We start from the raw sequence: 24,265 nt of genomic DNA, 5'->3' as shown, positions 1-24,265 counted from the left end.
GAGAAGGGGTCGCTCCGCAGAGGGCTCACTTGGCTTCGCCTGGGCTTACTTGCGGGGGCTGTCGCCCTCGCCGGCGTCGGCTTTGGTTTTCTCGGGCTCGGCGTTCTCAGCCTCGGCCTTGGGGGCCGGCGGAACATCGACCGCGGGCTCGGGCTTGCGGGCGGGGCCCTTCTTGCCGTCGCTCAACGGCACCACCTCGGCCGTGGGTGTCTTGTCGCGCAGCAGGCCCAGGACGGTCACCAGCGTGTCGCGCAGCTCGCCGCGCCGCACCACCATGTCGACCATGCCGTGGTCCAGCAGGTACTCGGCGCTCTGGAAGCCTTCGGGCAGGGACTCGCGGATGGTCTCCTCGATGACGCGCTTGCCGGCGAAGCCGATGGTGGCGCCGGGCTCGGACAGTGCGATGTCGCCCAGCATGGCGAAGGAGGCGGAGACGCCGCCGGTGGTGGGGTCGGTCAGCACCACGATATAGGGCAGGCCCGCGTCCTTGACCATCTCCACGGCGACGACGGAGCGCGGCATCTGCATGAGCGAGAGGATGCCCTCCTGCATGCGCGCGCCGCCGGAGGCGGGAATGACGATCAGCGCGGCTTCCTGAATCACCGCCAGGCGGGCGGCGGCCAGCAGGCCCTCGCCCACGGTGATGCCCATGGAGCCGCCCATGAAGGCGAAGTTGAAGACCGCGATGACGGTCGGCTTGCCGCCCATCTCCCCGTGCGCCACGACGATGGCCTCGTCGGCGCCGTTCTTGGCCTGGGCTTCGCGCAGACGTTCGGTGTAGCGCTTGCGGTCGCGGAACTTCAGCGGATCGTGCGGCACCTCGGGCAGCTCGATGACCTTGAAGGTGGCGTCGTCGAACAGCATCTCGAGGCGGCGGCGCGCCGGAATGCGCATGTGGTAGCCGCAGTGCGGGCAGACGCGCAGGTTGCTCTCCAGCTCGCGGTGGAAGATCATCTGCCCGCAGCTGGAACACTTCTCCCAGAGATTGTCCGGCACCTCGGGCTTCTGCACCAGGGCGCGGATCTTCGGCCTGACGTAGTTGGTGATCCAGTTCATGGGCGGGTCGCTCTCCCCCTTGTTCCCAACCGATTGTTACGCGGCGCGATTGCCGCGGACGCCGTTGGCCAAGGAGTCTACCAGGGCCAGCACCTTGGCCGCCAGACCGGGTTTCGCCTTGCCGTCCGCATCCAGTTCCGCCTTCACCACGTCGACGATGGCCGAGCCGACGACCGCGCCGTCGGCGACGCCGGAAATGGCGGCGGCCTGCTCCGGCGTGCGGATGCCGAAGCCGACGGCGATCGGCAGCCCGGTGTGGCGGCGCAGCCGCGTCACTGCTTCGCGCACCTGCTCCGTCGGCACCGCGGCGGTGCCGGTGATGCCCATGATGGAGACGTAGTAGACGAAGCCGCTGGTGTTGTTGAGCACCACCGGCAGGCGCTTGTCGTCGGTGGTGGGCGTCGCCAGGCGGATCCAGTGGATGCCCGCATCCAGCGCCGGCAGGCAGAGCTCCGTGTCCTCTTCCGGCGGCAGGTCGACGATGATCAGGCCGTCGACCCCGGCCACCTTGGCGTCCTTCACGAAGCGGTCGACGCCGTAGCTGTAGATGGGGTTGTAGTAGCCCATGAGGATGATGGGCGTGTCGCCGTCGTCCTTGCGGAACTCGCGCACCATCGTCAGCGTCTTGGTGAGCGTCATGCCGGCCTTCAGCGCGCGCAGGGAGGACGCCTGGATCGGCGGGCCCTCGGCCATGGGATCGGAGAAGGGCATGCCTAGCTCGATCAGGTCGGCGCCGGCGCCCGGCAGGCCTTTGACGATCTCCAGCGAGGTGTCGTAGTCCGGATCGCCGGCGGTGACGAAGGTGACCAGCGCGCCCCGGCCTTCGGCCTTCACCGCGGCGAAGCGCTTCTCGATACGACTCGCTTCACTCACAGTTCGACTCCCAGGGCCTGGGCGACGGTGAAGACGTCCTTGTCGCCGCGCCCGCACATGTTCATGACGATGATCCGGTCGCGGTCCATCTGCGGGGCCAGCTTGCGCACGTAGGCCAGCGCGTGGGCCGGCTCCAGCGCCGGGATGATGCCCTCGACGCGCGAACAGAACTGGAAGGCCTCCAGCGCTTCCTGGTCTGTGGCAGAGACGTAGTTGGCGCGCCCGCTTTCGTGCAGCCAGGAATGCTCCGGTCCGATGCCGGGGTAGTCCAGGCCGGCGGAGATCGAATGGGCGTCCTGAATCTGGCCGTCGTCGTCCTGCAGCAGGTAGGTGCGGTTGCCGTGCAGCACGCCGGGGCGCCCGCCGGTCAGCGAGGCCGCGTGCTCGCCCGTGGGGATGCCGTGGCCCGCCGCCTCGACGCCGTAGATGGCCACGTCCTTGTCGTCCAGGAAAGGATGGAACAGGCCGATGGCGTTGGAGCCGCCGCCGATGCAGGCGACCAGGGCGTCGGGCAGGCGGCCTTCGGCCTCCATGATCTGCTCGCGGGTCTCGCGCCCGATGATCGACTGGAAGTCGCGCACCATGGCCGGGTAGGGGTGCGGGCCGGCCGCGGTGCCGATGATGTAGAAGGTGTTCTCGACGTTGGCGACCCAGTCGCGCAGGGCGTCGTTCATGGCGTCCTTCAGGGTGCCGGTGCCGCTGGTCACCGGCTTCACCTCGGCGCCCAGCAGCTTCATGCGGAAGACGTTGGGGGCCTGGCGTTCGATGTCGGTGGCGCCCATGTAGACCACGCAAGGCAGGTCGAAGAGCGCGCAGAAGGTGGCGGTGGCGACGCCGTGCTGGCCGGCCCCGGTCTCGGCGATGATGCGGGTCTTGCCCATGCGCCTGGCCAGCAGGATCTGGCCCAGCACGTTGTTGGCCTTGTGCGAGCCGGTGTGGTTCAGCTCGTCGCGCTTGAAGTAGACCTTGGCGCCCTTGTCGGAGGGCGCGCCCTTGCGCAGCTCCTCGGTCAGGCGCTCGGCGAAGTAGAGCGGGCTCGGCCGGCCGACGTAGTGCTTGGCGTAGTAGTCGTAGTCGCTCTGGAAGCTCGGGTCCTGGCGGGCGGCGGTGTAGGCCTTCTCCACGTCCAGGATCAGCGGCATCAGCGTCTCTGCGACGAAGCGGCCGCCGAAAATGCCGAAATGGCCAGCCTCGTCGGGGCCGCCACGGTAGGTGTTGAGCGTCTCCATGGGGGACGTCCTGTCCTTCAAAATGCGTTTTGCCGTTGGCGAAGGGCGGACTTTGCCCGATTAGGGCCGTCTCCGCAATGCCCGGAAAGCGCGGTTTTCCGCCTTTCAGGGACCGCTAAAGCGCCCGGCAGGCCTCCAGGAAGGCCTTGATCTTGGCCGGGTTCTTCCGCCCCGGCGCGTCTTCCACGCCGGAGGAGACGTCGACCGCCGGGGCGCCGGAGATCTCCACCGCCCGGGCGACGTTTTCGGGCGTGAGGCCGCCGGCCAGCATCCAGGGCAGCGGCCAGGTCGTCCCGGCCAGGATGGTCCAGTCGAAGGCGACGGCATTGCCGCCCGGCAGGGGGTTTTCCATGTCCTCCGGCGGCTTGGCGTCGAACAGCAGGCGTTCGGCCACGTCCAGATAGGGCTCGACGGCCTCCAGGTCGCCGGCCTGGCGCAGCTTCACCACCTTCATGACCGGCAGCCCGAAGCGCGCCTTCACCTCGGCGACCCGCGCCGGGCTCTCGGCCCCGTGCAGTTGCAGCAGGTCGAGGGGGACCTGCTTCAGGATGGCTTCAATGGTGGCGTCGTCGGCGTCGACCAGCAGGCCGGTCTTCACCACCCCTTGCGGCACCATCGCCGCCAGGGGCGCGGCCTGGGCGGGCGTCAGCGCGCGTGGGCTCGGCGGATAGAACACCAGCCCGACGAAGGCGGCCCCGCCCTCGATCGCGGCGGTCATGGCCTCCGGCGTCGAGAGGCCGCAGATTTTCACCTGAACGGTCATAGCGGCGGGATTAGCGCCGCTCGGGCGCGCGGAGTCAACCGGGTCAGTCGAAACGCTCCACGATGGCCTTGTCGGGCGGCGGCACCCAGCCGGTGCAGCGGCGGAAAGCGACGGCGACGATGGCCAGGTAGGCGGCCTCCAGCGGCCAGGTCACGACGTAGAAGCCGATCCAGATGAAGGCCTGGACAAAAGTATGAGGGATGACCGCCAGGGCGTGGGCGAGGGTGCTCAGCAGGATGAGCGGAATGAAGACGACAACGAACTGGGCGCCGAACAGCGCCAAGCCCGATCCGGAGCTGTGGCGCCAGGCAAGCGTCAGGCTGTAGGACTCGCCGGCGGCCACTGCCGGATAGACGAAGGAAAAGCGCAGCTTCACGAAAGCGATTGCGAGGAAGGCCGCCCAGTACTCGAGCCCCGGTGCGGCAAGGCTATCGGGTGCCTCTTCCAGATAGCCGCGCCCGAATTGCAGCGCCAGGTCGAAGAGGGCGATGACGAGCGTGTAGAGGGCGAAGCGCCGGTAATCCGGCGTCAAGGGAGGAAAGGCGCGGACGGCTTTGCGTTCGCCCAATAGCAGCAGCCGCAGCCAGCCGACGGCGAAGAGCACCCAGATGAGGTTCAGGCAAAGCAGTCTCACTGCGTCGTAGAACGGCGTTCCCCAGAAGGTCGCCGCCAGCGCGAAGTCGGCCGCCATGCTGAGCAGCAGCGGCCAGAGCGCGAGCTTGGCCATGGCGCCCAGGTTGCCGGCCACCAGGCCGAGGCCCTCGACGACCGTCGGCCAGAGCTGAAGCTGCGCGACCGGTGCGGGCGGCGGTCCCTGAGTGCTCATTCGAAGCGCTCGAGGATTTCCTCGCGCGGGCCGCCCCAGCCGCTGAGCTGGGTGTAGGCGGAGGCATAAGCGGCGACGATCAGGCCGCAGCCGGCATAGGAGACCACGATGCTCCATGTCAGGCTCGGCAGGCTCGCCAGGATTGTGTCCATCACGCTGGCGCCCGGAATGATCTCTACGGTGCCGCCGATGTTGATGTTGATGTCGCTGCGAAGAACGAGCCCGCCGACAATGCCGGTGAGCACCATGAAGAAGAGCACGGCGAGAATGACGCCAAGGAGTTTCAGGCCGACGCCCCGGGAAAGGCGCCAGGAGCCGGCGAGGCCGAGACGCCGGTCAATCGAGAGCGCCGGGAACACGAGACTGAGGCGTGCGACGACGTACAGCGCGAGGAGGAAGAGGGCGATACCGAGCAGCAGGAATCCGTTGCCCAGGCTTGTGCCCAAACCGCTGCCGTAACCGGCGGCGGAGATGCCGGACGAAACCAGCACGAGAAGGATGATAGGGATCACCACGACAAGCAGCATCAGCAGGGTGTAACCGAGATACGAAAAAGTTCGGCGCCCGAGCAGCCGATGCGACAGCAGGCCCAAGGCCTCCTCGCCGAGCAGCGCGCGGTTCAAGGCGACGCCGAGAATCGCAAAGGGCAGCAGGTCGAGGGCGATGAAGATGAGATCGCTGGCTGGAATGAAGAGTCCGCTGGGGATCTTCAGAACCCCGATGGCGAGCGAGAGCGCGAAGGGAATCGCGGCCAACCCGGCGAACTGCCTGAAGCTGCCGAAAACACCCTCATGCGCGGCGCTGATCGCCGTCCAGAAGCTGATCTGCCGTTTTTTCGCCGTCGAACCCGCCTGGGACATCTGCCTTCTGCCTCTCCGCAAAGTGGTATCAACCATAACGATAGCAGGCGGCCCGGAACTCAACCAAGCGAAAGGGCGACGATCCGGCGAGGCAGCCTCAGGACGAGGAGCTGTCGTCCCCGGCATCGTCGGACGGCACGGGCGGGCGCGCCGCCGGCACCCAGCCGGTGCAGGTGCGGAAAGCCAGGGCGACGATGCTGTAGAGCACCGCCAGTACGCCCATGGTCAGGGCCTCGGCGGTCATCTTTACCGACAGAGTCGCCAGCGGTGAAACCGCGAGATCCTCGCCCGGGCCCCTGATCTCGCTGACGCGGGCTTCGGGGGCGCCCGCCGCGCCGGCCTGTAGCGCCGCCATATCATAGAGGGAGACACCGAGCAGCGCCACGAACAGCAGGCTGACGATCATCGTGACGGCCAGCATCAGCGGCAGCCCGGCGAGCAGCAGCAGCACGGTCAGCCGCCCGCCCTGGCCCTGGGAGTGACGCCAGGCGTAGCCGGGGCCGTAAGGCTCCGCCACCGCGATGGCCGGGAAGAGGAAGGCAAAGCGGGTGCCGACGTAGAGCAGCAGGATGATGGCCAGCGCAGGGGGCAGAGGCGCGATCTTGGTCAGAGCCGCCCCCAGTGCCGTCAGACCCCCGCCCAGCGCCAGGCCGGCGCCGAGAAACAGCCAGTGGCGCCGGTCCCAGCCGAGGGTCGGCCTCACCACGCCTTGCGGCCCCTGCAGGATCACCCGGTACCAGTTCACGCCGAAGTGGGTGTAGGCGACGAGCGGTGCCGCTATCGCCAGCAGCAATCCGAAGGGACCGGTCGGCAGGAAGAGGGCGATGACGTTCGCCGCGGCGAGCAGCAGCAGACCGCCCAGGGCGGCCCGCAGCAGCAGCGCGGGGTCGCGGAAGGTGACGGCGAAGGCGGCGATCAGGGTCTCCCAGATCACCACGGTGGCGATCGGCCCCTCGGGCGGGCCGCCCGGGTGTGCCCGGTCTTCGCTGGTCACGCCGTCGTCCCGCCGCCAGGCTCAGGCATCGACCGCGGCCGCGTCCAGGTCGGCGGCGATGCGCCGAGCCGCGGCCAGGGGGTCCTCGGCGGCGGCGATCGGCCGGCCGATGACGATATAGTCGGCGCCGGCGGCCACCGCATCTTCGGGCGTCATGATGCGTTTCTGGTCGCCCGCCGCCGCCCAGGTGGGACGGATACCCGGCACCACCAGCAGGAAGTCCGGCCCGCAGACCTGGCGCAGCAGGGCGATCTCGCGCGGCGAGCAGACGACGCCGTCCAGGCCGCTGTTCTGGGCCAGGCGGGCGAGGCGTTCGACCTGGGCCTCGGGCGGGCCCATCTGGCCGACCTCCTCCAGGTCCTTGGCGTCCAGGCTGGTCAGCACGGTGACGCCGATCACCTGGGGCCGCTCGACGCCCAGGTCTTCGGCCGCCTCGCGCGCCGCCTCGGCCGCCGCGCTCATCATGGCGCGCCCGCCGGAGGCGTGGACGTTGACGATCTTGGGGCGCAGGTGCACGGCGGCGCGGACGGCGCCGGCCACGGTGTTGGGGATGTCGTGGAACTTCAGGTCCAGGAACAGCGGCGCCCCGCCCGCGGCCATGCGCACTCCGTCGGGCCCCTGCGCGGTGAACAGCTCCTTGCCGATCTTCACCCCGCCGACGCTGCCGACCAGGGTCTTGGCCAGGTGGGCGGCCTTGTCGATGTCCGGCGTGTCGAGGCCGACGAAGATGCGCTCATGGGGTTTCAGGTCTCTGCTCATGCGGCACGTGCTCCTTTGCTTGTCCGGCTGTGTCTCAATCGCGGGTCAGGCTCTGGTGGCGGCCCTCGGCCCAGAGCTTGAAGTCCTTGAAGGCGGTCTCGCCGGTGGCGGTGCGCGCCAGTTGCTCGCCCATCAGGGCGCCGAACTTGAACATATGGCCGGTGCAGCCGCCGATCAGCAGCACTGGACCGTTGCTCTCGGTCACGAAGCGCTCGTCCGGCGCGATGGCGTAGGGGCAGACCTGGCCGCGCAGCACCTTGTAGTCGTCGAAGTCGCGCAGCAGCGGCCGGAAGGCGCCGGCGACTTCAGCGGCTTCGCCGTCGCCCAGGGGGTCGAGCTTGTCGGGATCGCCCGGCCGGCGGTGCTGGCCGCAACCGAATTTCAGTTCGGTGCCGCCGGCCGGCGGTGCCGCGTAGATGTCCACGTCGTTCAACAGATGCACCATGACCGGCGCCCTGTTCCAGGCCTCGGCGTAGGCCTCGGGCGGATCCATATAGGCGACCACCTGGCGGTGCGGCACGGCGCGGCGCTTCAGTTCAGGGAAGAGCTTGGCGGTCCAGGCGCCGGCGGCCACGACGATGGCATCGGCGCTTTCGCGCTTGCCGTTTTCCAGAGTGACCGCGCCGGCCGCCGGATCGACGCCGACGATGCGGGTTTCGTCGCGCAGCATCACTCCGCGGCGGCCCAGGTCGCGGATCAGCGCCTCGACGATGCGGGACGCGAACAGCAGGCCGCCGGTCTCGTTGTGCAGGCCCCAGACGTTGTCCGGCACCTCCATGAAGGGGCAGAGCGCCTCGATCTGCTTCTTGTCCAGGGTGGCGTAGTCGAGGCTCAGGTGGTCGAGGGTCTGGCGCGACAGGTCGGCCCAGTCGCCCTCCTCGCTCGACAGGGCCAGGCTGCCGACCTCGGCGTAGTGGGATTCGCCCAGGTCGTCCCACATCCGCCGCCAGGCCTTCAGCGCGTCGACGACCATGGCGCAATAGCCGATCTGGTCGGCGTAGGGCAGCCGGATCAGGCGGTGCTGGTCGTAGGAGGCGCCGCCGTCGTGAGGCAGCGGCCCCTGCTCGAACAGCAGCGCCTCGTGGCCGCCGCGCGCCAGGGCCCAGGCCGTCGACAGGCCGACGATACCGCCCCCGATGATGATGATTTTCATTGGCTCTGCACCTTTCTGACCCGGCGCCGGCGGGCCCGGCCGGGCGGCGCCGGATCCTGCATAGCGCCGGGGCGGCCCGAAATCCAGTGCCGGAAGTCGGCGGCAGCCATGCGCCGAGCCGCCACCTGGTCGGGCCGGCCGCCGGCCGGCGGTTCGCCGAGGGCTCGAATGCGGGGCCTTGGCCGGTTAGATCCGGCGTGATTTCGCACCGAGACGGCCGACAGGCCCCGGCGCCGCGATGCCACGCCCTTGTGTCAGGCGCGCTCGTAGACGAGCTGCGCGGCGGCCAGATCCTCGATCGCGCTGCCCACCGACTTGAAAAGCGTGATCTGATCGTAGTAGCGCCTGCCACTGCGCTCGCCGCGCGTCAGTTCCGGAAGGTCGCCGGCGATGTCGTCGAGGGCCAGGGCACCGGAGGCCACCGCCTGCACGATGTCGCCGCCCTCCGTGGTGGCGCCGGCCCGGGTGTCGACGAAGACACGGGCGCGGCGCAGGGTCTCGTCGTCGCTCTCGCGCATGTCCGGACGGAACGCCCCCACCAGGTCGACGTGGGTGCCGGGCTGCAGCCAGTCGCCGAGGACCAGCGGCTGCTTCGACAGGGTGGCGCAGGAGATGACGTGGGCGCCGCGCACCGCGGCCTCCAGGTCGGCGGTCCAATCGACGCGGAAGTCGCGGCGGTTCATGCGCTTGGCCAGTTTCGCCGCCTTCTTCGGATCGCGCCCCCAGATCAGGACGTTGCAGATCGGCCTGACGGCGGCATGGGCGAGAATGAGCTGAGGCGCCAAGGCGCCGGTGCCGATCATCAGCAGGCGCTCCGAATCCGGGCGCGAGAGATAGCTGGAGGCCAGCGCGGAGGCGCCGGCGGTGCGCTTGACGGTCAGCTTGGGCCCGTCGATCAGCGCCAAGGGCGCCCCGGTCTTGCCGTCCAGCAAGACGTAGATGCCCATGACCGCCGGCAGCGAGCGTTCGCCGTTGTCGGGGAAGACCGTGACCATCTTCACGCCGATGTGGCGGCCGGCCTGCCAGGCCGGCATGAGCAGCAGGGTCGCGGGCGTGCGGCCCGCCACCTCGATGTCGTGGTGATGGCGTGGCGGCGCCTCGACGTCGCGGCGGAAGGCCTGGCGCAGGCGTTCGACAAGACTGGGGTAGTCCAGCGCGGCCTCGATCTCCGAAGCGGCGATGACGCGCATGGGGAAGCTAGTTCCCGCCGGAGACCGCTTTGATGCCGGGCGCCGCGAGCCGCGGCGCGCCGCCTTCCGCCGCCGGGCCCGCGGGCCGCGGGCCCGCGGCGGCGGACCGTTTCAGCTCAACCAGTTCCCGCTCCAGGATGGCGGCGCGTTGCTGGGCCCGGCGGGCGCGGGCGCGGGCGGCGCCGAAGCGCAGCCACATGAGGAAGGCGCCGACCAGGAAGCCGGCCAGCAGGCAGCCCAGGGCCACCAGGGCGAAGGGCGCGTTGATCTGGTACTCGAAGGGCCAGAAGTCGATGGTCACGCCCTGCAGGTTCGCCGAGGTGAAGGTCGCGAAGACGATCAGGAACAGGACGGTGACGATCAGGTAGATGTAATGCACGAGCGCAACTGTGGTTTGGGTTCAGGGCCGAGAGTCCGACTCTAGAGCCTTCCACGGTCAGATTGAAGCAATTCCGATTCCGGCGGAGAAACGGTCCGCCCGGACTCAGCGGTTGTTCAGGCGTTCGCGCAGCTGCTTGCCGGTCTTGAAGAAGGGGACGTGCTTTTCCGAGACGTGTACGGCGGTGCCCGTGCGCGGGTTGCGGCCGACCCGGGCCTCGCGCCGCTTCACCGAGAAGGCGCCGAAACCACGCAGTTCGACCCTGTCTCCCCGGGAGAGCGCTTCGCTGATCTCGTCGAAGATCGTGGTGACGATACGTTCCACGTCACGATGGTAGAGGTGCGGATTCATATCCGCGATATGCTGAATCAGTTCGGATTTCGTCATAGCGACATCGTTCCCCTGCCGATCCACGACGTGGCCGGCGTCCCCATCCCGTTTCACCTCCCGCAGGACACGATCCGCCGCCGTTTATCAACTGGGTTTCGGCGGGAAATCTTGTACTTTTGTTTTCCCCTGCCGCGGTCGTATCGCGCTGCCCTTGCCGCTTCCGGAGCAATGCCCGGACCGCAAGTGGGGGAAACGTTGCCAGAGGAACGGTCGGGCGTCAAGGGTAAGTCTTTCAGAACAAACGTTTTTTCGATGAATGCGGAGGATCGGAAAATCACCGGAAGCGCAAGGATTCCATGCGTTTTCGCGGAGCCCGCGCATTTGCCGGCGCAAAAGAAAACGGCCCGCCGGGCAACCGGCGGGCCGTTCTTCTTCTGATCTCTCTCGGCGGACGGCCGGACCTTCCAGCCCCGGCCGCCCTCCGTGCAAGGCTCGTCGGACTTAGTCGTCCTTCTTGTCCTCGCTCTCGGCCTTGGCCCGGGCCTCCGAGATGGCCGCGCCCAGGATGTCGCCCAGGCTGGCGCCGGACTCGGTGGAGCCGTACTCGGCCACCGCTTCCTTCTCTTCGGCGATCTCGCGCTGCTTGATCGACAGGGCGATCTTGCGGGTCTTGGGGTCGATGGCGGTGATGCGCGCGTCGACCTTCTCGCCCACGGCGAAGCGGCTCGGGTTCTGTTCGCTGCGGTCGCGCGACAGTTCGGCCTTGCGGATGAAGCCGATGGCGCCGTCGCCGATCTGCACCTCGATGCCGTTGTCGGTGACCTGGTGCACCGTGCAGGTCACCACGTCGCCCTTCTTCAGGTTCTCCGTGGAGCCGGCGAAGGGATCCTCGCCGAGCTGCTTGATGCCCAGGCTGACGCGCTCCTTCTCGACGTCGACGTCCAGCACCTTGACCTTGACGTTGTCGGCCTTGTTGTACTCCTTGACCGCTTCCTCGCCGGACAGGCTCCAATCCAGATCGGAGAGGTGGACCATGCCGTCGATCTCGCCGGGCAGGCCGACGAAGAGGCCGAACTCGGTGATGTTCTTGATCTCGCCTTCCAACTCGCTGCCCACCGGATAGTTCTCGAGGAACGCTTCCCAGGGGTTGTTGCCGCACTGCTTGAGGCCCAGGGAGATGCGACGCTTCTGCTCGTCGACGTCGAGGATCATGACCTCGACCTCCTGGGAGGTGGAGACGATCTTGCCCGGGTGGACGTTCTTCTTGGTCCAGCTCATCTCGGAGACGTGGACCAGGCCCTCGATGCCCGCCTCCAGCTCCACGAAGGCGCCGTAGTCGGTGATGTTGGTAACGCGGCCGGTGAACTTGGTGCCGACCGGGTACTTGACGGAAACGCCTTCCCAGGGATCGGCCTCGAGCTGCTTCATGCCCAGGCTGATGCGCTGGGTCTCCGGGTTGAAGCGGATCACCTGCACCTGGACCTGCTGGCCGATGGACAGCACCTCGGTCGGGTGGTTGATGCGCTTCCAGGAGATGTCGGTGACGTGCAGCAGGCCGTCGACGCCGCCCAGGTCCACGAAGGCGCCATAGTCGGTGATGTTCTTCACCACGCCGGTCAGGACCTGGCCTTCCTTCAGGTTGGCCACCAACTCCGAACGCTGCTCGGCGCGGGTTTCCTCCAGCACGGCGCGGCGCGACACCACGATGTTGCCGCGCGAACGGTCCATCTTGAGGATCTGGAACGGCTGCGGGGTGCCCATCAGCGGGCTGACGTCGCGCACCGGACGGATGTCCACCTGGCTGCCGGGCAGGAAGGCCACGGCGCCGGAAAGGTCCACGGTGAAGCCACCCTTGACGCGGCCGAAGATGGTGCCGGTCACCCGCTCGTTGCTGGCGAAAGCCTTGGCCAACTGGGTCCAGGCTTCCTCGCGCTTGGCCTTCTCACGGCTCAGCATGGCCTCGCCGTTCTTGTTCTCCATGCGCTCCAGGTAGACCTCGACCTCGTCGCCGGCCTTGAGTTCCGGCATCTGGCCGGCCTCGGCGAATTCCTTGAGGGCGACGCGCCCTTCAGACTTCAAGCCAACGTCGACGACGGCGGTGTCGCCATCGATCGCGACGATGGTGCCGCGAAGGACTTTTCCTTCGAGGCCGTCTTCAGTGCCGAGGGATTCATCGAGCAGGGCCGCAAAGCTCTCTTTGGCGGCGGTTTCGGTGGTGGCTGCTTCAGCCATGTAGTTGGTCCTTTCGTTCGTGCACTATCCAGGCCGGGCGGTTTGCCGCCGGTCTTCCCGGGACCATCCCGGGCGGTCTGTCTTGCGGGGCTTGGCATTCGAAGCAGGCCGAAAAGGCTCGGTCCTGCCTTTGAACAACGGGATCGTCAGTTTTCCTGAAACCGTTCCTGGTCGCGCCGCCGGGCGATTTCCGCCATGGCGAACTCGAAGGCCTGATCGGCATCCATACCGCTCGTATCAAGCCGTACCGCGTCTTCCGCGGCTTTCAAGGGAGCGGTCGCCCGCCCGCTGTCGCGCGCATCCCTTTCGCGCAAGTCCTGCAAAACGCGGGCGTATATACTCTTCTCGCCCCGTTCAAGCAACTCTTTATGCCGCCTCTCGGCGCGGGCCTCAACCGAAGCAGTTAGGAACAATTTCACATCGGCCTCCGGACAGACCACGGTGCCGATGTCGCGGCCGTCCAGCACCGCCCCGCGCCGGGCGCCGCCGGGGCCTGCCGGAGGGCGGGCGGCGAAGCCGCGCTGGAAGTCCAGCAGGGCGGCGCGCACCGCGGGGATCGCCGCCACCTGGGAGGCCGCCTGGCCCACGTCCTCGCGGCGCAGGTCGTCGCGCTCCAGGTCGGCGGGGGTCAGGTCGCGGGCCATCGCGGCGGCGGTTTCCGGGTCCTGCGGGTCGCCGCCGGCGGCCAGGATGCGGGCCGCCACGGCGCGGTAGATGGAGCCGGTGTCCAGGTAGGCGTAGTTCAGCTCGGCGGCCAGGCGGCGCGCCAGCGTGCCCTTGCCGGCGGCCACCGGTCCGTCGACGGCGATGATCATGACAAGCCGCTCATGATTCGGCGATCTCCGCCCCCAGGCCGGTCATCAGCGCGGTGAAATCCGGGAAGGAGGTGGCGATGGGGGTCATGTCGTCGATCTGCACCGGGCGCTCGGCGGCCAGCCCCAGCACCAGGAAGCTCATGGCGATGCGGTGGTCCAGCTCGGTCTTGATGGCCTCGTTGTTGCCGCCGCGCGGGCGCCCGCCGGCGCCCTGGACCACCAGGGTTTCCGGGCGTTCCTCCACCTCGACGCCGCACAGCGCCAGGCCGCGGGCGGTGGTGGCCAGGCGGTCGCTCTCCTTGACCCGCAGCTCGCCCAGGCCGTGCATCACCGTGCGCCCCTCGGCCACGGCGGCGGCCATGGCCAGCACCGGGTATTCGTCGATCATCGAGGGCGCGCGCTCGGCCGGCACCTCGACCCCCGTCAGGCGGCTGCCGCGCACCAGCAGGTCGGCGACCGGCTCGCCGCCCTCCTCGCGGGCGTTCTCCAGGGTGATGTCGCCGCCCATCTCCTTGAGGGTGGTGATGAGGCCGCTGCGCTGCGGGTTCATGCCGACGGCTTCCAGCCGCACCTCCGATCCCTCCAGCAGCAGCGCCGCCACCAGGGGGAAGGCCGCCGAGGAGGGGTCGGCCGGCACCAGCACATGCCGGCCGGCCAGCTCCGGCTGACCGGTGAGCAGGATCTCCTGCGCCGGGTGGCCCTCGTCGTCGATCTCGCGGCTCACCACCTCGGCCCCGAAATGGCGCAGCATGCGCTCGCTGTGGTCGCGGGTCGCCTCGCGCTCCACCACCCGGGTGGTGCCCGGCGTGTTGAGGCCGGCCAGCAGCACGGCGGACTTCACCTGGGCCGAGGGTACCGGCAGGCGGTAGTCCAGCGGCAGGGGGTCGCGCGCGCCGATCACGGTCAGCGGCAGGCGCCCGCCCTCGCGGGCGATGAAGGTGGCCCCGCAGGCCGACAGCGGCTCGGTGACCCGCGCCATGGGGCGGCGGCGCAGCGAGGCGTCGCCGGTCAGCACGGCGGTCAGCGGATGGCTGGCCAGGATGCCCAGCAGCAGGCGCGCGCCGGTGCCGGAGTTGCCCATGTCCAGCACGTCCTCCGGCTCGGCGAGCGCCCCCACGCCGCGCCCCCAGACGTGCCAGCGCCCCTCGCCGTCGCGGGTGATCTCGGCGCCCAGGGCGCGCATCGCCTCGGCGGTGCGCAGCACGTCCTCGCCCTCCAGCAGGCCGTCGATGGTGGTCTCGCCGACCGCCAGGCCGCCGAACATCAGCGCCCGGTGCGAAATGGACTTGTCGCCGGGCAGGCGCAGGCTGCCCGAGAGCGCGTCGCTCGGCTTGGCTGTCATGGGTTTCACTGAACTGGGCTTCCTTGTTGCGGTCGGTCGGGGCGGGCGCGGCGCGCCGTCGTCGGTCCCCCCTCGGGGAGCGTCAATTACCTTTTGACAGCGATGCACGATCATGGCAATTGCCACGCCCAGCTTGTGAACTGCAAGACCTTTGGATGGAGGATCGCGCTGGTGGCTAATCCGAAATGGGGAACCAAGCGCATTTGTCAGAGCTGTCAGGCGAAGTTCTACGACCTGCAGAAGTCACCGATCGTCTGCCCGTCCTGCGGCGCCGAATTCGATCCCGAAGCCCTCTTGAAGTCGCGCCGCGGCCGCGCCGCGCCCAAACCGGAGGCCGCGCCCAAGCCGAAGAAGGCCAAGGCCGCGCCGGTGGGTGACGACGACGAGGACAGCGACGCCGAGGACGACGACGAATTCGACATCGACGATGCCGAGGCGGATGCCGCCGTGGGCGACGACGACGACGAGGATTTCATCGAGGATACCTCGGACCTGGGCGACGACGACGACATGAGCGACGTGGTCGTCGGTGACGACGACAAGGAAGACACCTGACGGTGGATAAGGCGGGCCCGTTAGGACAAGAGTAAGGCTTCGGCCCGATACTCGCGTCCCCGCCTGGCCCAGGCCCGGTCCCCGGCTCGGACCCTGGCCCGGCGGGGCCGAAAAGGCACGGAAAACGAACCCTTTCGGGGCGCGCAATTTTTCCTTGCCTTGACCGGGCGGGATACCTAATTTCCCGCATCACGCCGCCGGGCGACGCAGCTAACCGATAGGTTCGGGCGCCGGCGGTTCCCATGGGGCCGTAGCTCAGTTGGGAGAGCGCTACAATGGCATTGTAGAGGTCGTCGGTTCGATTCCGTCCGGCTCCACCAGTTTCCAAAACCCCCGGTCCGGCGGCCGGGGGTTTTGCTTTTCGCAGCGCCTGCCGCCTTGCCCAAACCCCGCCTTTGCCCTATTCGGAAGCCCGGTCAATTCAGGTAGGGAAGCTCCTTCATGTCCAATCGCAAGCACCGCATCGCCGTGATCCCCGGCGACGGCATCGGCAAGGAAGTCATTCCGGTCGGCCAGCGCGCCGCCGAGGCGGTGGCCGGCAAGCACGGCTTCACGCTGGAGTGGCAGGACTTCGACTGGTCCTGCGAGCGCTATGCCGAGACCGGAGCGATGATGCCCGAGGACGGCATCGCCCAGGTGAAGGAGTTCGATGCCATCTACCTGGGCGCGGTCGGCTTTCCCGGCGTGGCCGACCACGTCTCCCTCTGGGGCCTCTTGATCCCGCTGCGCCGCGAGCTGGACCTCTACGCCAACGTGCGCCCGGTGCGCCTGCTGCGCGGCATGACCTCGCCGCTGGCCGGGCGCGGGCCGGAAGACATCGACTTCATCGTGGTGCGCGAGAACGTGGAGGGCGAGTACTCCAACATCGGCGGGCGCGCCTACCAGGACAGCGACCAAGAGATGGTCTCGCAGCTCTCGGTCTTCACCCGGCGCGGCACCGACCGCATCCTGGAATACGCCTTCGAGCTGGCCAAGAAACGCAAGCGCCGCCACGTCACCTCGGCCACCAAGTCCAACGGCATCGTCCACACCATGCCCTATTGGGACGAGCGCTTCGCCGCCATGGCCAAGAACTACCCGGACATCGGGACGGCGCAGTACCACATCGACATCCTGACCGCCCACTTCGTGCAGCACCCGGACTGGTTCGACGTGGTGGTGGCCTCCAACCTGTTCGGCGATATCCTCTCCGACCTCGGGCCCGCGGTGGCCGGCTCCATCGGCATCGCCCCGGCGGCCAACCTCAACCCGCCGCGCGACTTCCCCTCGCTCTTCGAGCCGGTGCACGGCTCGGCCCCGGACATCGCCGGCAAGGGCGTGGCCAACCCCATCGCCGCTGTCTGGACCGCCGCCATGATGCTGGAGCATCTGGGCGAGGGCGCGGCGGCACAGGAGCTGGAGGCGGCCATCGAGACGGTGCTGGAGGATCCCGCCGCGCGCACCCGCGACCTGGGCGGCACGGCCGACACCCGGGCCTGCGGCGAGGCGGTGCTGAAGGCGCTGGCTTAGGCGGCGTCTTGACCTTCCCCTTGCTGGAACCCCCAGCCTTGCCGGGCAAGGACAAGCGGAAGGCAGGACCGAGGTGCGGAAATCCCGCGTGATCGTCATCGCCGTGGCCGTGCTGATCGCCGTCGGCACCGCTGCGGCCTATACCCTGAACCCTCTCGGCGGTCTCTTCGGCTCGGGGGGCGGCGGGGCCGGCATGGACCCCGGCGACCCCGACAAGGTGGCGCTCGGCGCCCAGGTCTATGCGGCGAACTGCGCCTCCTGCCACGGCGCCAACCTGGAGGGCCAGCCGAACTGGCGCCAGCGCAAGGCCGACGGCCGCCTGCCCGCTCCCCCGCACGACGTCAGCGGCCACACCTGGCACCACCCCGACGCGCAGCTCTTCGCGCTCACCAAGCAAGGGCCGGCGGCACTGGCCGGCGGCGGCTACCAGAGCGACATGCCGGGCTACGCCGGGACCCTCAGCGACGCCGAGATCTGGGCGGTGCTCTCCTACATCAAGAGCCGCTGGCCGCGCGAGGTGCAGGTCCGCCACGACGGGATATCGCAGCAGTAGACCGCGCGAGCGCGGCGCCCCGCCGCCGATCCGTCTTGCCGCCGATACGGGCGGAGATACATTCTTCCAACCCAACTCGCGGCCTTCCAACCCAACTCGCGGCCTTCCAACCCAACTCGCGGCCTTCCAACCCAACTCGCGGCCTTCCAACCCAACTCGCGGCCCTCCAACCCAACTCGCGGCGCGGCCGGGACGCCGGGGCTTTGATCGGGCCCGGCGCGCGCCTAAACTTCCCGGCGCCGCGCCCTCCCGAGGAGACTCCATGCCGCGCATCGTCGCCGAAACAACTTCCTGGCAGACCGCCCCGCGCGTCCTGCCGCCCGGCCACGCGGTCTTCGCCATCGGCGATGTGCACGCCCACGCCGACCACCTGCGCTGCCTGCAGGAGTGCATCTCCGAGATCATCGCCCGCGAGCTGATCGGGCAGGCGGCGGTCAGCGTGGTGTGGCTCGGCGACTACGTCGACCGCGGCTGGCAGCCGCTGGAAACCCTGGACCTGGTGGCCGCGGGCCTCGGCCGGCCGGGGGTGGAGGAAATCCGCCTGCTCGGCAACCACGAGGTCTACCTGATCGAGGCCGCCAGCGGGAAAGACGTGAGCCTGGCGCGACTGCTCAACTGGTGGCGCTTCGGCGGTGCCGAGACCCTGAAGACCCTGGCGCCGCAGGCGCACATCGAGCGGCCGGAGGAACTGTCCGCCGCGCTTCGCGAGAGCCTGGGCGAGGTTCGCCTGGATTTCCTGCGCGGGCTGGCGCTGCGCCATCGCATCGGCGACTACCTCTTCGTCCACGCCGGGCTCAACCCCGGGCGTTCGCTGGAGGCGCAGGAGGAGCAGGATCTGCTGTGGATCCGCGAGCCCTTTCTCGGCGGCCACGACTGGCCGCATCCCGTGACCGTGGTCCATGGCCACACGCCGGAGGGGCCCACCGCCCTGCCCCACCGCATCGGCGTCGACAGCGGCGTCTTCGACAGCGGCCGGCTGAGCGCAGTCGAGCTGCGGGACGATCGGCTGCGCTTTATTTCCGCGCAAGATAAAGACTAGTAGATTCAGATGCTTGATTATTATTTGCGCCCCTGGCGCAGGCGTGGAAGAGGCCGGCTTTTTAAGCAAGCCCTAAGGGTTTGGGACTTAGAATTACGCCGGAAACCCAGTTAGAGCGCCTTGAAGATCCCTGACGATCCTCCGGTCCAGCGATTTTGCCGGGACCGATTCCCTGGGGACCGATCCTCTGGGGGTCGATCCTCTGGGGGGCCCTCTGCGGCAGCGAGGCCGGCCACGCGGCCGGACGGGGAAAGGCACTGATGGTGCAGGCCAAGGAAAACCGGAACGTCGAGCTCGTTCTCAGCGAGGCCGAGCAGCTTCGCGAGCAGCGCGACCGCTTCCTCGCCTTTGCCTTCGCCAGTTCCGATCTGCTGCTGGAAGTCGGAGACGACAGCCTGATCCGCTATGCCGTGGGCGCCACCAACCAGCTTCTCGGCGGGTCGCCGCAGGAGGTCGTCGGCCAGGGTTGGCTCGACCTCTTCGTCGAGGAGGACCGCCCGCTGCTGGTCGCCAAGATCGGCAATCTGGCTCCCGGTAAGCGCTGCGGCCCGGTCCTGGTTTCGGTGCGCCCGGTCCAGGCGAGCTCCGGGCGCGCGACGGGCGGCGGCCGCCGCCTGCCGGAGACCATGAAAGTGGTGTTCAGCGCCTGCCGCATCCCCGACCATGAAGACGTCATCTACTGTACCGTCACCGTGGCCAACATCGCCCAGGCCAAGGCCGCCCGCGCCACGGCGCAGCGCAGCGACAACGGGCTGCTGGACCGCGCCGCCTTCGAAGAGGCGGCGGTGGAGACCCTGGAGGCGGCGCGGGCTGCCGGCCAGGATGTCGAGATCACCTTCATCGAGTTCGTCGGCGCCGCGGGGTTCCGCGAGCGTCTGGGGGGCGAGCGCTGGAAGGCCTTCTACGCCGATGCCGGAAACGTGCTGCGCGACGGCGCCATCGATGCCGATTCGGCGGGCGCCATCGCCGACGACCGCTTCGGCTTCGTGCACCCGGCCGGTGCCTCGGTCGGCAGCGAAATACGCCGTCAGCTCGACGAACTGGCCCGCGCTTTCGACCCGACCGGCGCCGGCCTGACGGTGGAGGAGGCCACTGTTGCCGCCTCCGCCGGAGAGCTGACCAGCGAAGAGGCCGCCCAGGCGCTGGTCTATACCATCAACAAGGTCGCCGCCCAGGGCACCGCCAATCTCGCCGCCGGCAACCTGGCCGCCTCCTTCCACGAGCAGGTGATGGAGACCCAGGACCGCATCGCCGCCTTCAAGGCGGTGGTCGCCGCAAACCGCTTCGACTTCGCCTTTCAGCCCATCGTCGACCTGGAGAGCCGCGAGATTTCCCATTTCGAGGCCCTGACCCGCTTCGCTCACGGCGAGTCGCCCTACCAGACCATCGTCTTCGCCGAGGACGTGGGGCTGATCCAGGACTTCGACATGGCCTGCTGCCGCCGCGCCATCGCCTTCATGGCCGAGCGCGCCGAGAGCTCGCCGATCAATCTGGCGGTCAACCTCTCCGGGCTGTCGCTGCAGAACGACACCTTCGTCGAGACTCTCATGGCGCTGCTGGGGCAGCACGGCAAGCTGGCCGGGCGCCTGATGTTCGAGGCCACGGAGTCCTCGCGCATGCACGACCTGGAACGGGTCAGCCGGGTTTTCCAGGCCATGAAGAAGCTGGGCTTTTCCATGTGCCTGGACGATTTCGGCGCCGGTGCCGCGTCGTTCCAGTACCTGCGCGCGCTGGAAGTCGACTACGTGAAGATCGACGGCACCTATACCCGCCGGCTGCTGTCGTCGGACCGCGACAGCCTGATGCTGCGCAATCTCTGCGACCTCTGCGCCGACCTCAAGGTGAAGACCATCGCCGAGATGGTCGAGCTGAACGACCAGATCGGCAAGCTGCGCAGCCTGGGCGTTCACCTGGGCCAGGGCTACCTGCTGGGCCAGCCGGCGCCGCAGCCGGTCTTCGCGCGGCCGCCGGCGCGGGCCCGCGCGGCTTCCGGCGACTGATTCCCGCCGCCCTTCCCGACGCTCCGGCGCCTCTCGCGAAGGGCGCGGCCCATTGCAACTTCAGGTTAGATGCCTTGGCTTGATTGGGGGTCCCGGGACCCCCATTTATGATGAGGCGGCGCCGCTCTTCGGGCCGCTGGCGGACGGACGACCCTCTGGTGTCCGGGCCGTGCAACGCAGGAAAGCCTTGCTCAAAGAGGAGGAGGTTCCTTAGTCCATGACCCGTTTGTCACTCTTCAACAGCCCGCTGCTGCTCGGATTCGAGCCCTTTGAGCAGGCCATCGACCGCATTTCCAAGACCGCGGACGGATACCCGCCCTACAATGTCGAGCAGATCGGCGAGAACCGGCTGCGCATCACCTTGGCGGTCGCCGGTTTCACCGAAGACGACCTCTCGGTCCAGATCGAGGACAAGCAGCTGGTGATCCGCGGCAGGCAGGCCGACGATCCCGAGCGCGTCTATCTGCACCGGGGCATCGCCGCGCGCCAGTTCCAACGCAGCTTCGTGCTGGCCGAGGGCATCGAGATCACCGGCGCCCGTCTGGAACGCGGCTTGCTCCATATCGATCTGGAGCGCCCGCTGGTCGAGCCCAAGGTCCGCACCATCAAGATCGACACCCAGGACCGCGCAAACGGCGAAAGCCCGATCATCCAAGATGTTCGCCAGGACTAACAGGCGGAAGGAAAATCAATGAACCAGCAGGTCACCTTCACCGGACTGTCGCCGCAGGACTTCCTGTTGCTCGGCATCAACGATGTCGCCTACGTGAAGAAGGGGCGCCAAGACGATCACGATGTCTACGTGATCCACTCCGCCGACGGCGCCGAGATCACCACGCTGGCCGACCACGATGTCGCCTTCGCGGCGGTGCGCCAGAACGGCATGGAGCCGCTGAGCGTGCACTGACGCGAGAGCCTCCGCCCGACCGAAACGAAAGGGCCGCTTCCCTGCCGGGAAGCGGCCTTTTTTCGTCCGCGGCGGCCGCGCCGTTTCAGGCGGCGTGGCTGGCCGGGCTCTGGGTCAGCAGGGCGTAGATGGCCTCTCCGCTGTCGGTGCCGCGCAGCTTGTCGCAGACCGCGCGGTCGCGGAACAGGCGTGAAACCCGTGCCAGGGCTTTCAGGTGGTCGGCTCCGGCGGTCTCGGGCGCCAGCAGCACGAAGATCAGGTCCACCGGCTGCTCGTCGATGGCGTCGAAGTCGATCGGCGTCTCCAGGCGGGCGAAAAGGCCATAGAGGCGGTCCAGCTCCGGCAGTTTGCCGTGCGGGATGCCGATGCCGTGGCCGACGCCGGTGGTGCCCAGGCGCTCACGCTCCATCAGTACTTCGAAGAGCGCCCGTTCGGGCTGCCCCGTGAACTCGGCGGCCTTCTTGGCCAGTTCCTGAAGAGCCTGCTTCTTGCTGGTGACGCGCAGGTTCGCGATCACGCTCTCAGGTAGGATCAGATCGGAAATATCCATCAGCTACTCTATAGATCCTCGTCCGGTCACTCCCCGCGGTTTCCACGCGGGTCGATCCAGCCGATGTTTCCGTCGCTTCGCTGGTAGATCATGTTCAGGCCGCCGTGCGCGCTGTTGCGAAACATCATCGCGGGCAGGTTCCCCAGGTCCATGCGCATGACAGCTTCGCTGACCGTAAGCGTCGGAATCTCTGTTGTCATTTCAGCAACCACGGCCGGTTGGCCGTCGGCGCTGCTCTCTTCTCCTGAATCGTCCGGGCCCTCTCCGGCCAGGATATACTGCTGCGCGGGTAGCGGGGCTCCCTCCGCAGGCTTCGCATTGTGATCCCGCAGGCGGCGTTTATACCGACGCAGTCGCTTCGACAGTCGGTCCGCCGCCGCATCGAATGCGGGATAAGGTTCGTTCGCCTCCCCTTGGGCTTCCAAATGTATGCCGCGGCCCACATGGGCCGAAACCACGGCGCGGTAGAGGTGCGCATCCCGCGATAGCGTTACGATGACCTCGATCGCATCCCCGAAGTATTTGTCGAGAATCCGCGAGAGGCTTTCATTAACATGCGTTCGCAGCGCGTCACCGACGTCCAGCTGCTTTCCCTTAACGGAGAGCTGCATAACCGCTTTTGTGGATTGAAACGAGGTGGCTGACCACCTTCACAGCATGCCCTATAGCCAAGGCGGGCGCAACATAGAGACGGCCCCAGGTGAAGTCAATAGCCTGTCTCGGGGCGCCTCTTCTGCCCATAGCGGCAGATAAGATTATAATATAATCAATAAGTTAGAGATGATTGGTCAGGACCGCCTTATCCCGGCGCCGCTGCACGGAGGAGGGGATTCTCATGGCCTCGCGGTACTTGGCCACCGTACGGCGGGCGATGTCCACGCCGTCTTTGCGCAGCAGTTCCACGATGGTGTCGTCGGAGAGGATCTTCTTGCTGCTTTCTCCGTCGATCAGCAGCTTGATCCGGTGGCGTACCGCCTCGGCGGAGTGGGCCGTGCCGTCCGACCCGGCGATGGCCGCGGTGAAGAAGTATTTCAACTCGAAGGTGCCGCGCGGGGTGGCGATGTATTTGTTCGATGTCACCCGGCTGACCGTCGATTCGTGCATCTCGATCTCGGTGGCGATGTCGCGCAGCGTCAGCGGCTTCATGTGCTCGACGCCGCGGCGGAAGAAGGCGTCCTGCTGGCGCACGATCTCGCTGGCCACCTTCAGGATGGTGGTGGCGCGCTGGTGCAGCGCCTTGACCAGCCAGTTGGCCGACTGCAGGCGCTCGTTGAGGTAGTCGCGCTCTTTCTTCGAGCGCAGCGAGCCCGAGATCTGCGCGTAGTAGTCCGAGTTAACCAGCACGCGCGGCACGGTCTCGCTGTTCAGCTCGACGATCCAGCCGCCTTTGCGGTCCGGGCGCATCAGCACGTCGGGCACCACCGGCTGCGCCGCCTCGCCCTCGAAGGAGAAGGCCGGGCGCGGGTCCAGCGCCTTGATCTCGGCGATCATGTCGGCCAGGTCTTCCTGGTCGACGCCGCAGATCTTGCGCAGCTTGGCATGGTCGCGCTTGGCCAGCAGCTCCAGGTTCTCCACCAAGGCCTGCATGGCGGGATCGTAGCGGTCCCGGTCCTTCAGCTGCAGCGCCAGGCATTCGGCCAGAGAGCGGGCGAAGATACCGGTCGGCTCGAAACCCTGCATCACCGCCAGCACCGCTTCCAGGCGTTCGCGCGCGCAGCCGAGCTGGCCAGCCAGCTCATCCAGGTCGCCGACCAGGTAGCCGCTTTCGTCCAGCTGGTCGATCAGGCAGACGCCGATGGCGCGCTCGGTGGGGTCGAAGATTTCCAGGTGCAGCTGGTCGGTCAGGTGCTGGCGCAGGGTGACCGATTCGGAAAGCCGCTGCTCCAGGGAGAAGTCGTTCTCGTCGCCGCCGCCTGCGCGGCCACGCTGGGCGAAAGCGGGCTCAGCGCCGGGGCCTTCCCAGGAGGCGCTGCCGGTGTAGACGTTGTCGTAGTCGGTATCCAGCGGTTCGTCGCCGGCCGAGGGAAGCTGCTCGGCGGTGGAGCGTTCCAGGGAGTCCGGGTCGGGCGGGGAGTCGAGATCGGGTGTGTCGTAGTTGGAGGCCGAGTCGTCGCCCCCTGTATCAGAAGCGTGCGCAAAGTCGTCCCGCTGGTCGGGAGAGGGTCCCTCCAGCAAGCTGTCGTTTGCGCCTTCGTCGCGGTCGAGCAGCGGGTTCTGCTCGAGCTCCCGGTCCACTTCCGCCGCAAGTTCCAGGTTGGAAAGCTGCAGCAGCTTGATCGCCTGCTGCAGCTGCGGCGTCATGACCAGAGATTGGCGCTGGCGCAGTTCCAATCTTTGTGTCGCCGCCATAT

Annotated in this window: 25 protein-coding genes and 1 tRNA gene; 8 read left to right on the top strand and 18 right to left on the bottom strand. The window is 68.0% G+C overall.

The annotated features are described in order from the left end of the window. Nucleotides 1-45: 45 nt before the first annotated feature. The 15 genes from accD to aroA form a co-directional block, all read right to left on the bottom strand. Nucleotides 46-1,056 (bottom strand): acetyl-CoA carboxylase, carboxyltransferase subunit beta, encoded by a 1,011-nt coding sequence (gene accD, locus AAFN88_RS02195; protein WP_347517864.1) that lies wholly within the window; start codon nucleotides 1,054-1,056, stop codon nucleotides 46-48. 36 nt (nucleotides 1,057-1,092) lie between these two features. Beyond that, entirely contained in the window at nucleotides 1,093-1,929 is an 837-nt protein-coding gene (trpA, locus tag AAFN88_RS02190; RefSeq protein ID WP_347517863.1) for a tryptophan synthase subunit alpha, read from the bottom strand. Continuing rightward, complete coding sequence (gene trpB, locus AAFN88_RS02185; RefSeq protein WP_347517862.1) at nucleotides 1,926-3,158, bottom strand: tryptophan synthase subunit beta; 1,233 nt, start codon at nucleotides 3,156-3,158, stop codon at nucleotides 1,926-1,928. The genes trpA and trpB overlap by 4 nt, the downstream gene beginning before the upstream one ends. Before the next feature lie 115 nt (nucleotides 3,159-3,273). Then, entirely contained in the window at nucleotides 3,274-3,921 is a 648-nt protein-coding gene (locus AAFN88_RS02180) for a phosphoribosylanthranilate isomerase (protein WP_347517861.1), read from the bottom strand. A gap of 43 nt (nucleotides 3,922-3,964) precedes the next feature. Beyond that, complete coding sequence (locus AAFN88_RS02175) at nucleotides 3,965-4,747, bottom strand: hypothetical protein (protein WP_347517860.1); 783 nt, start codon at nucleotides 4,745-4,747, stop codon at nucleotides 3,965-3,967. Further along, a complete protein-coding gene (locus tag AAFN88_RS02170; RefSeq protein WP_347517859.1) occupies nucleotides 4,744-5,607 on the bottom strand; it encodes a hypothetical protein in 864 nt (287 codons plus the stop codon). The genes AAFN88_RS02175 and AAFN88_RS02170 overlap by 4 nt, the downstream gene beginning before the upstream one ends. A 97-nt stretch (nucleotides 5,608-5,704) precedes the next feature. Then, nucleotides 5,705-6,601: a hypothetical protein gene (locus tag AAFN88_RS02165; RefSeq protein ID WP_347517858.1), complete on the bottom strand. Its 897-nt coding sequence runs from the start codon at nucleotides 6,599-6,601 to the stop codon at nucleotides 5,705-5,707. Nucleotides 6,602-6,622: 21 nt separating this feature from the next. Next, nucleotides 6,623-7,360: an orotidine-5'-phosphate decarboxylase gene (gene pyrF / locus AAFN88_RS02160; protein ID WP_347517857.1), complete on the bottom strand. Its 738-nt coding sequence runs from the start codon at nucleotides 7,358-7,360 to the stop codon at nucleotides 6,623-6,625. Between the two features lie 34 nt (nucleotides 7,361-7,394). Continuing rightward, the gene (locus tag AAFN88_RS02155; protein ID WP_347517856.1) at nucleotides 7,395-8,513 is read right to left on the bottom strand and encodes an FAD-dependent oxidoreductase; all 1,119 of its coding nucleotides are present in this window, start codon (nucleotides 8,511-8,513) and stop codon (nucleotides 7,395-7,397) included. A 254-nt stretch (nucleotides 8,514-8,767) separates the two neighbouring features. After that, complete coding sequence (locus AAFN88_RS02150) at nucleotides 8,768-9,703, bottom strand: ornithine cyclodeaminase family protein (protein WP_347517855.1); 936 nt, start codon at nucleotides 9,701-9,703, stop codon at nucleotides 8,768-8,770. Nucleotides 9,704-9,710: 7 nt separating this feature from the next. After that, a complete protein-coding gene (locus tag AAFN88_RS02145) occupies nucleotides 9,711-10,082 on the bottom strand; it encodes a LapA family protein (RefSeq protein ID WP_347517854.1) in 372 nt (123 codons plus the stop codon). Between the two features lie 105 nt (nucleotides 10,083-10,187). Continuing rightward, nucleotides 10,188-10,496 carry an integration host factor subunit beta gene (ihfB, locus tag AAFN88_RS02140; protein ID WP_347521616.1) on the bottom strand — a complete coding sequence of 103 codons (309 nt, stop codon included), beginning with the start codon at nucleotides 10,494-10,496 and terminating at the stop codon, nucleotides 10,188-10,190. A gap of 417 nt (nucleotides 10,497-10,913) precedes the next feature. Next, nucleotides 10,914-12,644, bottom strand: a complete 1,731-nt coding sequence (rpsA, locus tag AAFN88_RS02135; RefSeq protein ID WP_347517853.1) for a 30S ribosomal protein S1 — start codon at nucleotides 12,642-12,644, stop codon at nucleotides 10,914-10,916. 146 nt (nucleotides 12,645-12,790) lie between these two features. Next, nucleotides 12,791-13,459 carry a (d)CMP kinase gene (gene cmk / locus AAFN88_RS02130; protein ID WP_347517852.1) on the bottom strand — a complete coding sequence of 223 codons (669 nt, stop codon included), beginning with the start codon at nucleotides 13,457-13,459 and terminating at the stop codon, nucleotides 12,791-12,793. A 10-nt stretch (nucleotides 13,460-13,469) separates the two neighbouring features. Next, entirely contained in the window at nucleotides 13,470-14,801 is a 1,332-nt protein-coding gene (gene aroA / locus AAFN88_RS02125; protein WP_347521614.1) for a 3-phosphoshikimate 1-carboxyvinyltransferase, read from the bottom strand. 171 nt (nucleotides 14,802-14,972) lie between these two features. Here aroA and AAFN88_RS02120 point away from each other — a divergent pair, with 171 nt between their 5' ends. The 8 genes from AAFN88_RS02120 to AAFN88_RS02085 all read left to right on the top strand — a co-directional run bounded on the left by AAFN88_RS02120 (nucleotide 14,973) and on the right by AAFN88_RS02085 (nucleotide 21,364). Continuing rightward, nucleotides 14,973-15,356 carry a TIGR02300 family protein gene (locus AAFN88_RS02120; RefSeq protein WP_347517851.1) on the top strand — a complete coding sequence of 128 codons (384 nt, stop codon included), beginning with the start codon at nucleotides 14,973-14,975 and terminating at the stop codon, nucleotides 15,354-15,356. 244 nt (nucleotides 15,357-15,600) lie between these two features. Then, nucleotides 15,601-15,676: transfer RNA gene (locus AAFN88_RS02115), tRNA-Ala, on the top strand. A 121-nt stretch (nucleotides 15,677-15,797) separates the two neighbouring features. Further along, a complete protein-coding gene (locus AAFN88_RS02110; RefSeq protein ID WP_347517850.1) occupies nucleotides 15,798-16,865 on the top strand; it encodes a tartrate dehydrogenase in 1,068 nt (355 codons plus the stop codon). Nucleotides 16,866-17,058: 193 nt separating this feature from the next. Next, nucleotides 17,059-17,418 carry a cytochrome c gene (locus tag AAFN88_RS02105; RefSeq protein ID WP_347521612.1) on the top strand — a complete coding sequence of 120 codons (360 nt, stop codon included), beginning with the start codon at nucleotides 17,059-17,061 and terminating at the stop codon, nucleotides 17,416-17,418. Nucleotides 17,419-17,680: 262 nt separating this feature from the next. Next, complete coding sequence (locus AAFN88_RS02100; protein WP_347517849.1) at nucleotides 17,681-18,457, top strand: metallophosphoesterase; 777 nt, start codon at nucleotides 17,681-17,683, stop codon at nucleotides 18,455-18,457. A gap of 260 nt (nucleotides 18,458-18,717) precedes the next feature. Continuing rightward, the gene (locus AAFN88_RS02095) at nucleotides 18,718-20,457 is read left to right on the top strand and encodes an EAL domain-containing protein (protein WP_347517848.1); all 1,740 of its coding nucleotides are present in this window, start codon (nucleotides 18,718-18,720) and stop codon (nucleotides 20,455-20,457) included. A gap of 217 nt (nucleotides 20,458-20,674) precedes the next feature. Further along, nucleotides 20,675-21,130 (top strand): Hsp20 family protein, encoded by a 456-nt coding sequence (locus AAFN88_RS02090; protein ID WP_347517847.1) that lies wholly within the window; start codon nucleotides 20,675-20,677, stop codon nucleotides 21,128-21,130. An 18-nt stretch (nucleotides 21,131-21,148) separates the two neighbouring features. Then, nucleotides 21,149-21,364 carry a DUF1150 family protein gene (locus AAFN88_RS02085; protein WP_347517846.1) on the top strand — a complete coding sequence of 72 codons (216 nt, stop codon included), beginning with the start codon at nucleotides 21,149-21,151 and terminating at the stop codon, nucleotides 21,362-21,364. An 85-nt stretch (nucleotides 21,365-21,449) separates the two neighbouring features. On the opposite strand, the gene ptsN is transcribed toward AAFN88_RS02085, so the two are convergent. From ptsN to rpoN, 3 genes are all read right to left on the bottom strand, one after another. Continuing rightward, entirely contained in the window at nucleotides 21,450-21,914 is a 465-nt protein-coding gene (gene ptsN / locus AAFN88_RS02080) for a PTS IIA-like nitrogen regulatory protein PtsN (RefSeq protein WP_347517845.1), read from the bottom strand. 26 nt (nucleotides 21,915-21,940) lie between these two features. After that, complete coding sequence (gene raiA, locus AAFN88_RS02075; protein ID WP_347517844.1) at nucleotides 21,941-22,525, bottom strand: ribosome-associated translation inhibitor RaiA; 585 nt, start codon at nucleotides 22,523-22,525, stop codon at nucleotides 21,941-21,943. 163 nt (nucleotides 22,526-22,688) lie between these two features. Then, nucleotides 22,689-24,263, bottom strand: a complete 1,575-nt coding sequence (gene rpoN, locus AAFN88_RS02070; RefSeq protein WP_347517842.1) for an RNA polymerase factor sigma-54 — start codon at nucleotides 24,261-24,263, stop codon at nucleotides 22,689-22,691. Between the last annotated feature and the right edge of the window lie 2 nt (nucleotides 24,264-24,265).

It is taken from the genome of Pelagibius sp. CAU 1746, assembly GCF_039839785.1.
GTDB lineage: Bacteria > Pseudomonadota > Alphaproteobacteria > Kiloniellales > Kiloniellaceae > Pelagibius.
This window is presented reverse-complemented; position numbering and strand designations above follow the sequence as displayed.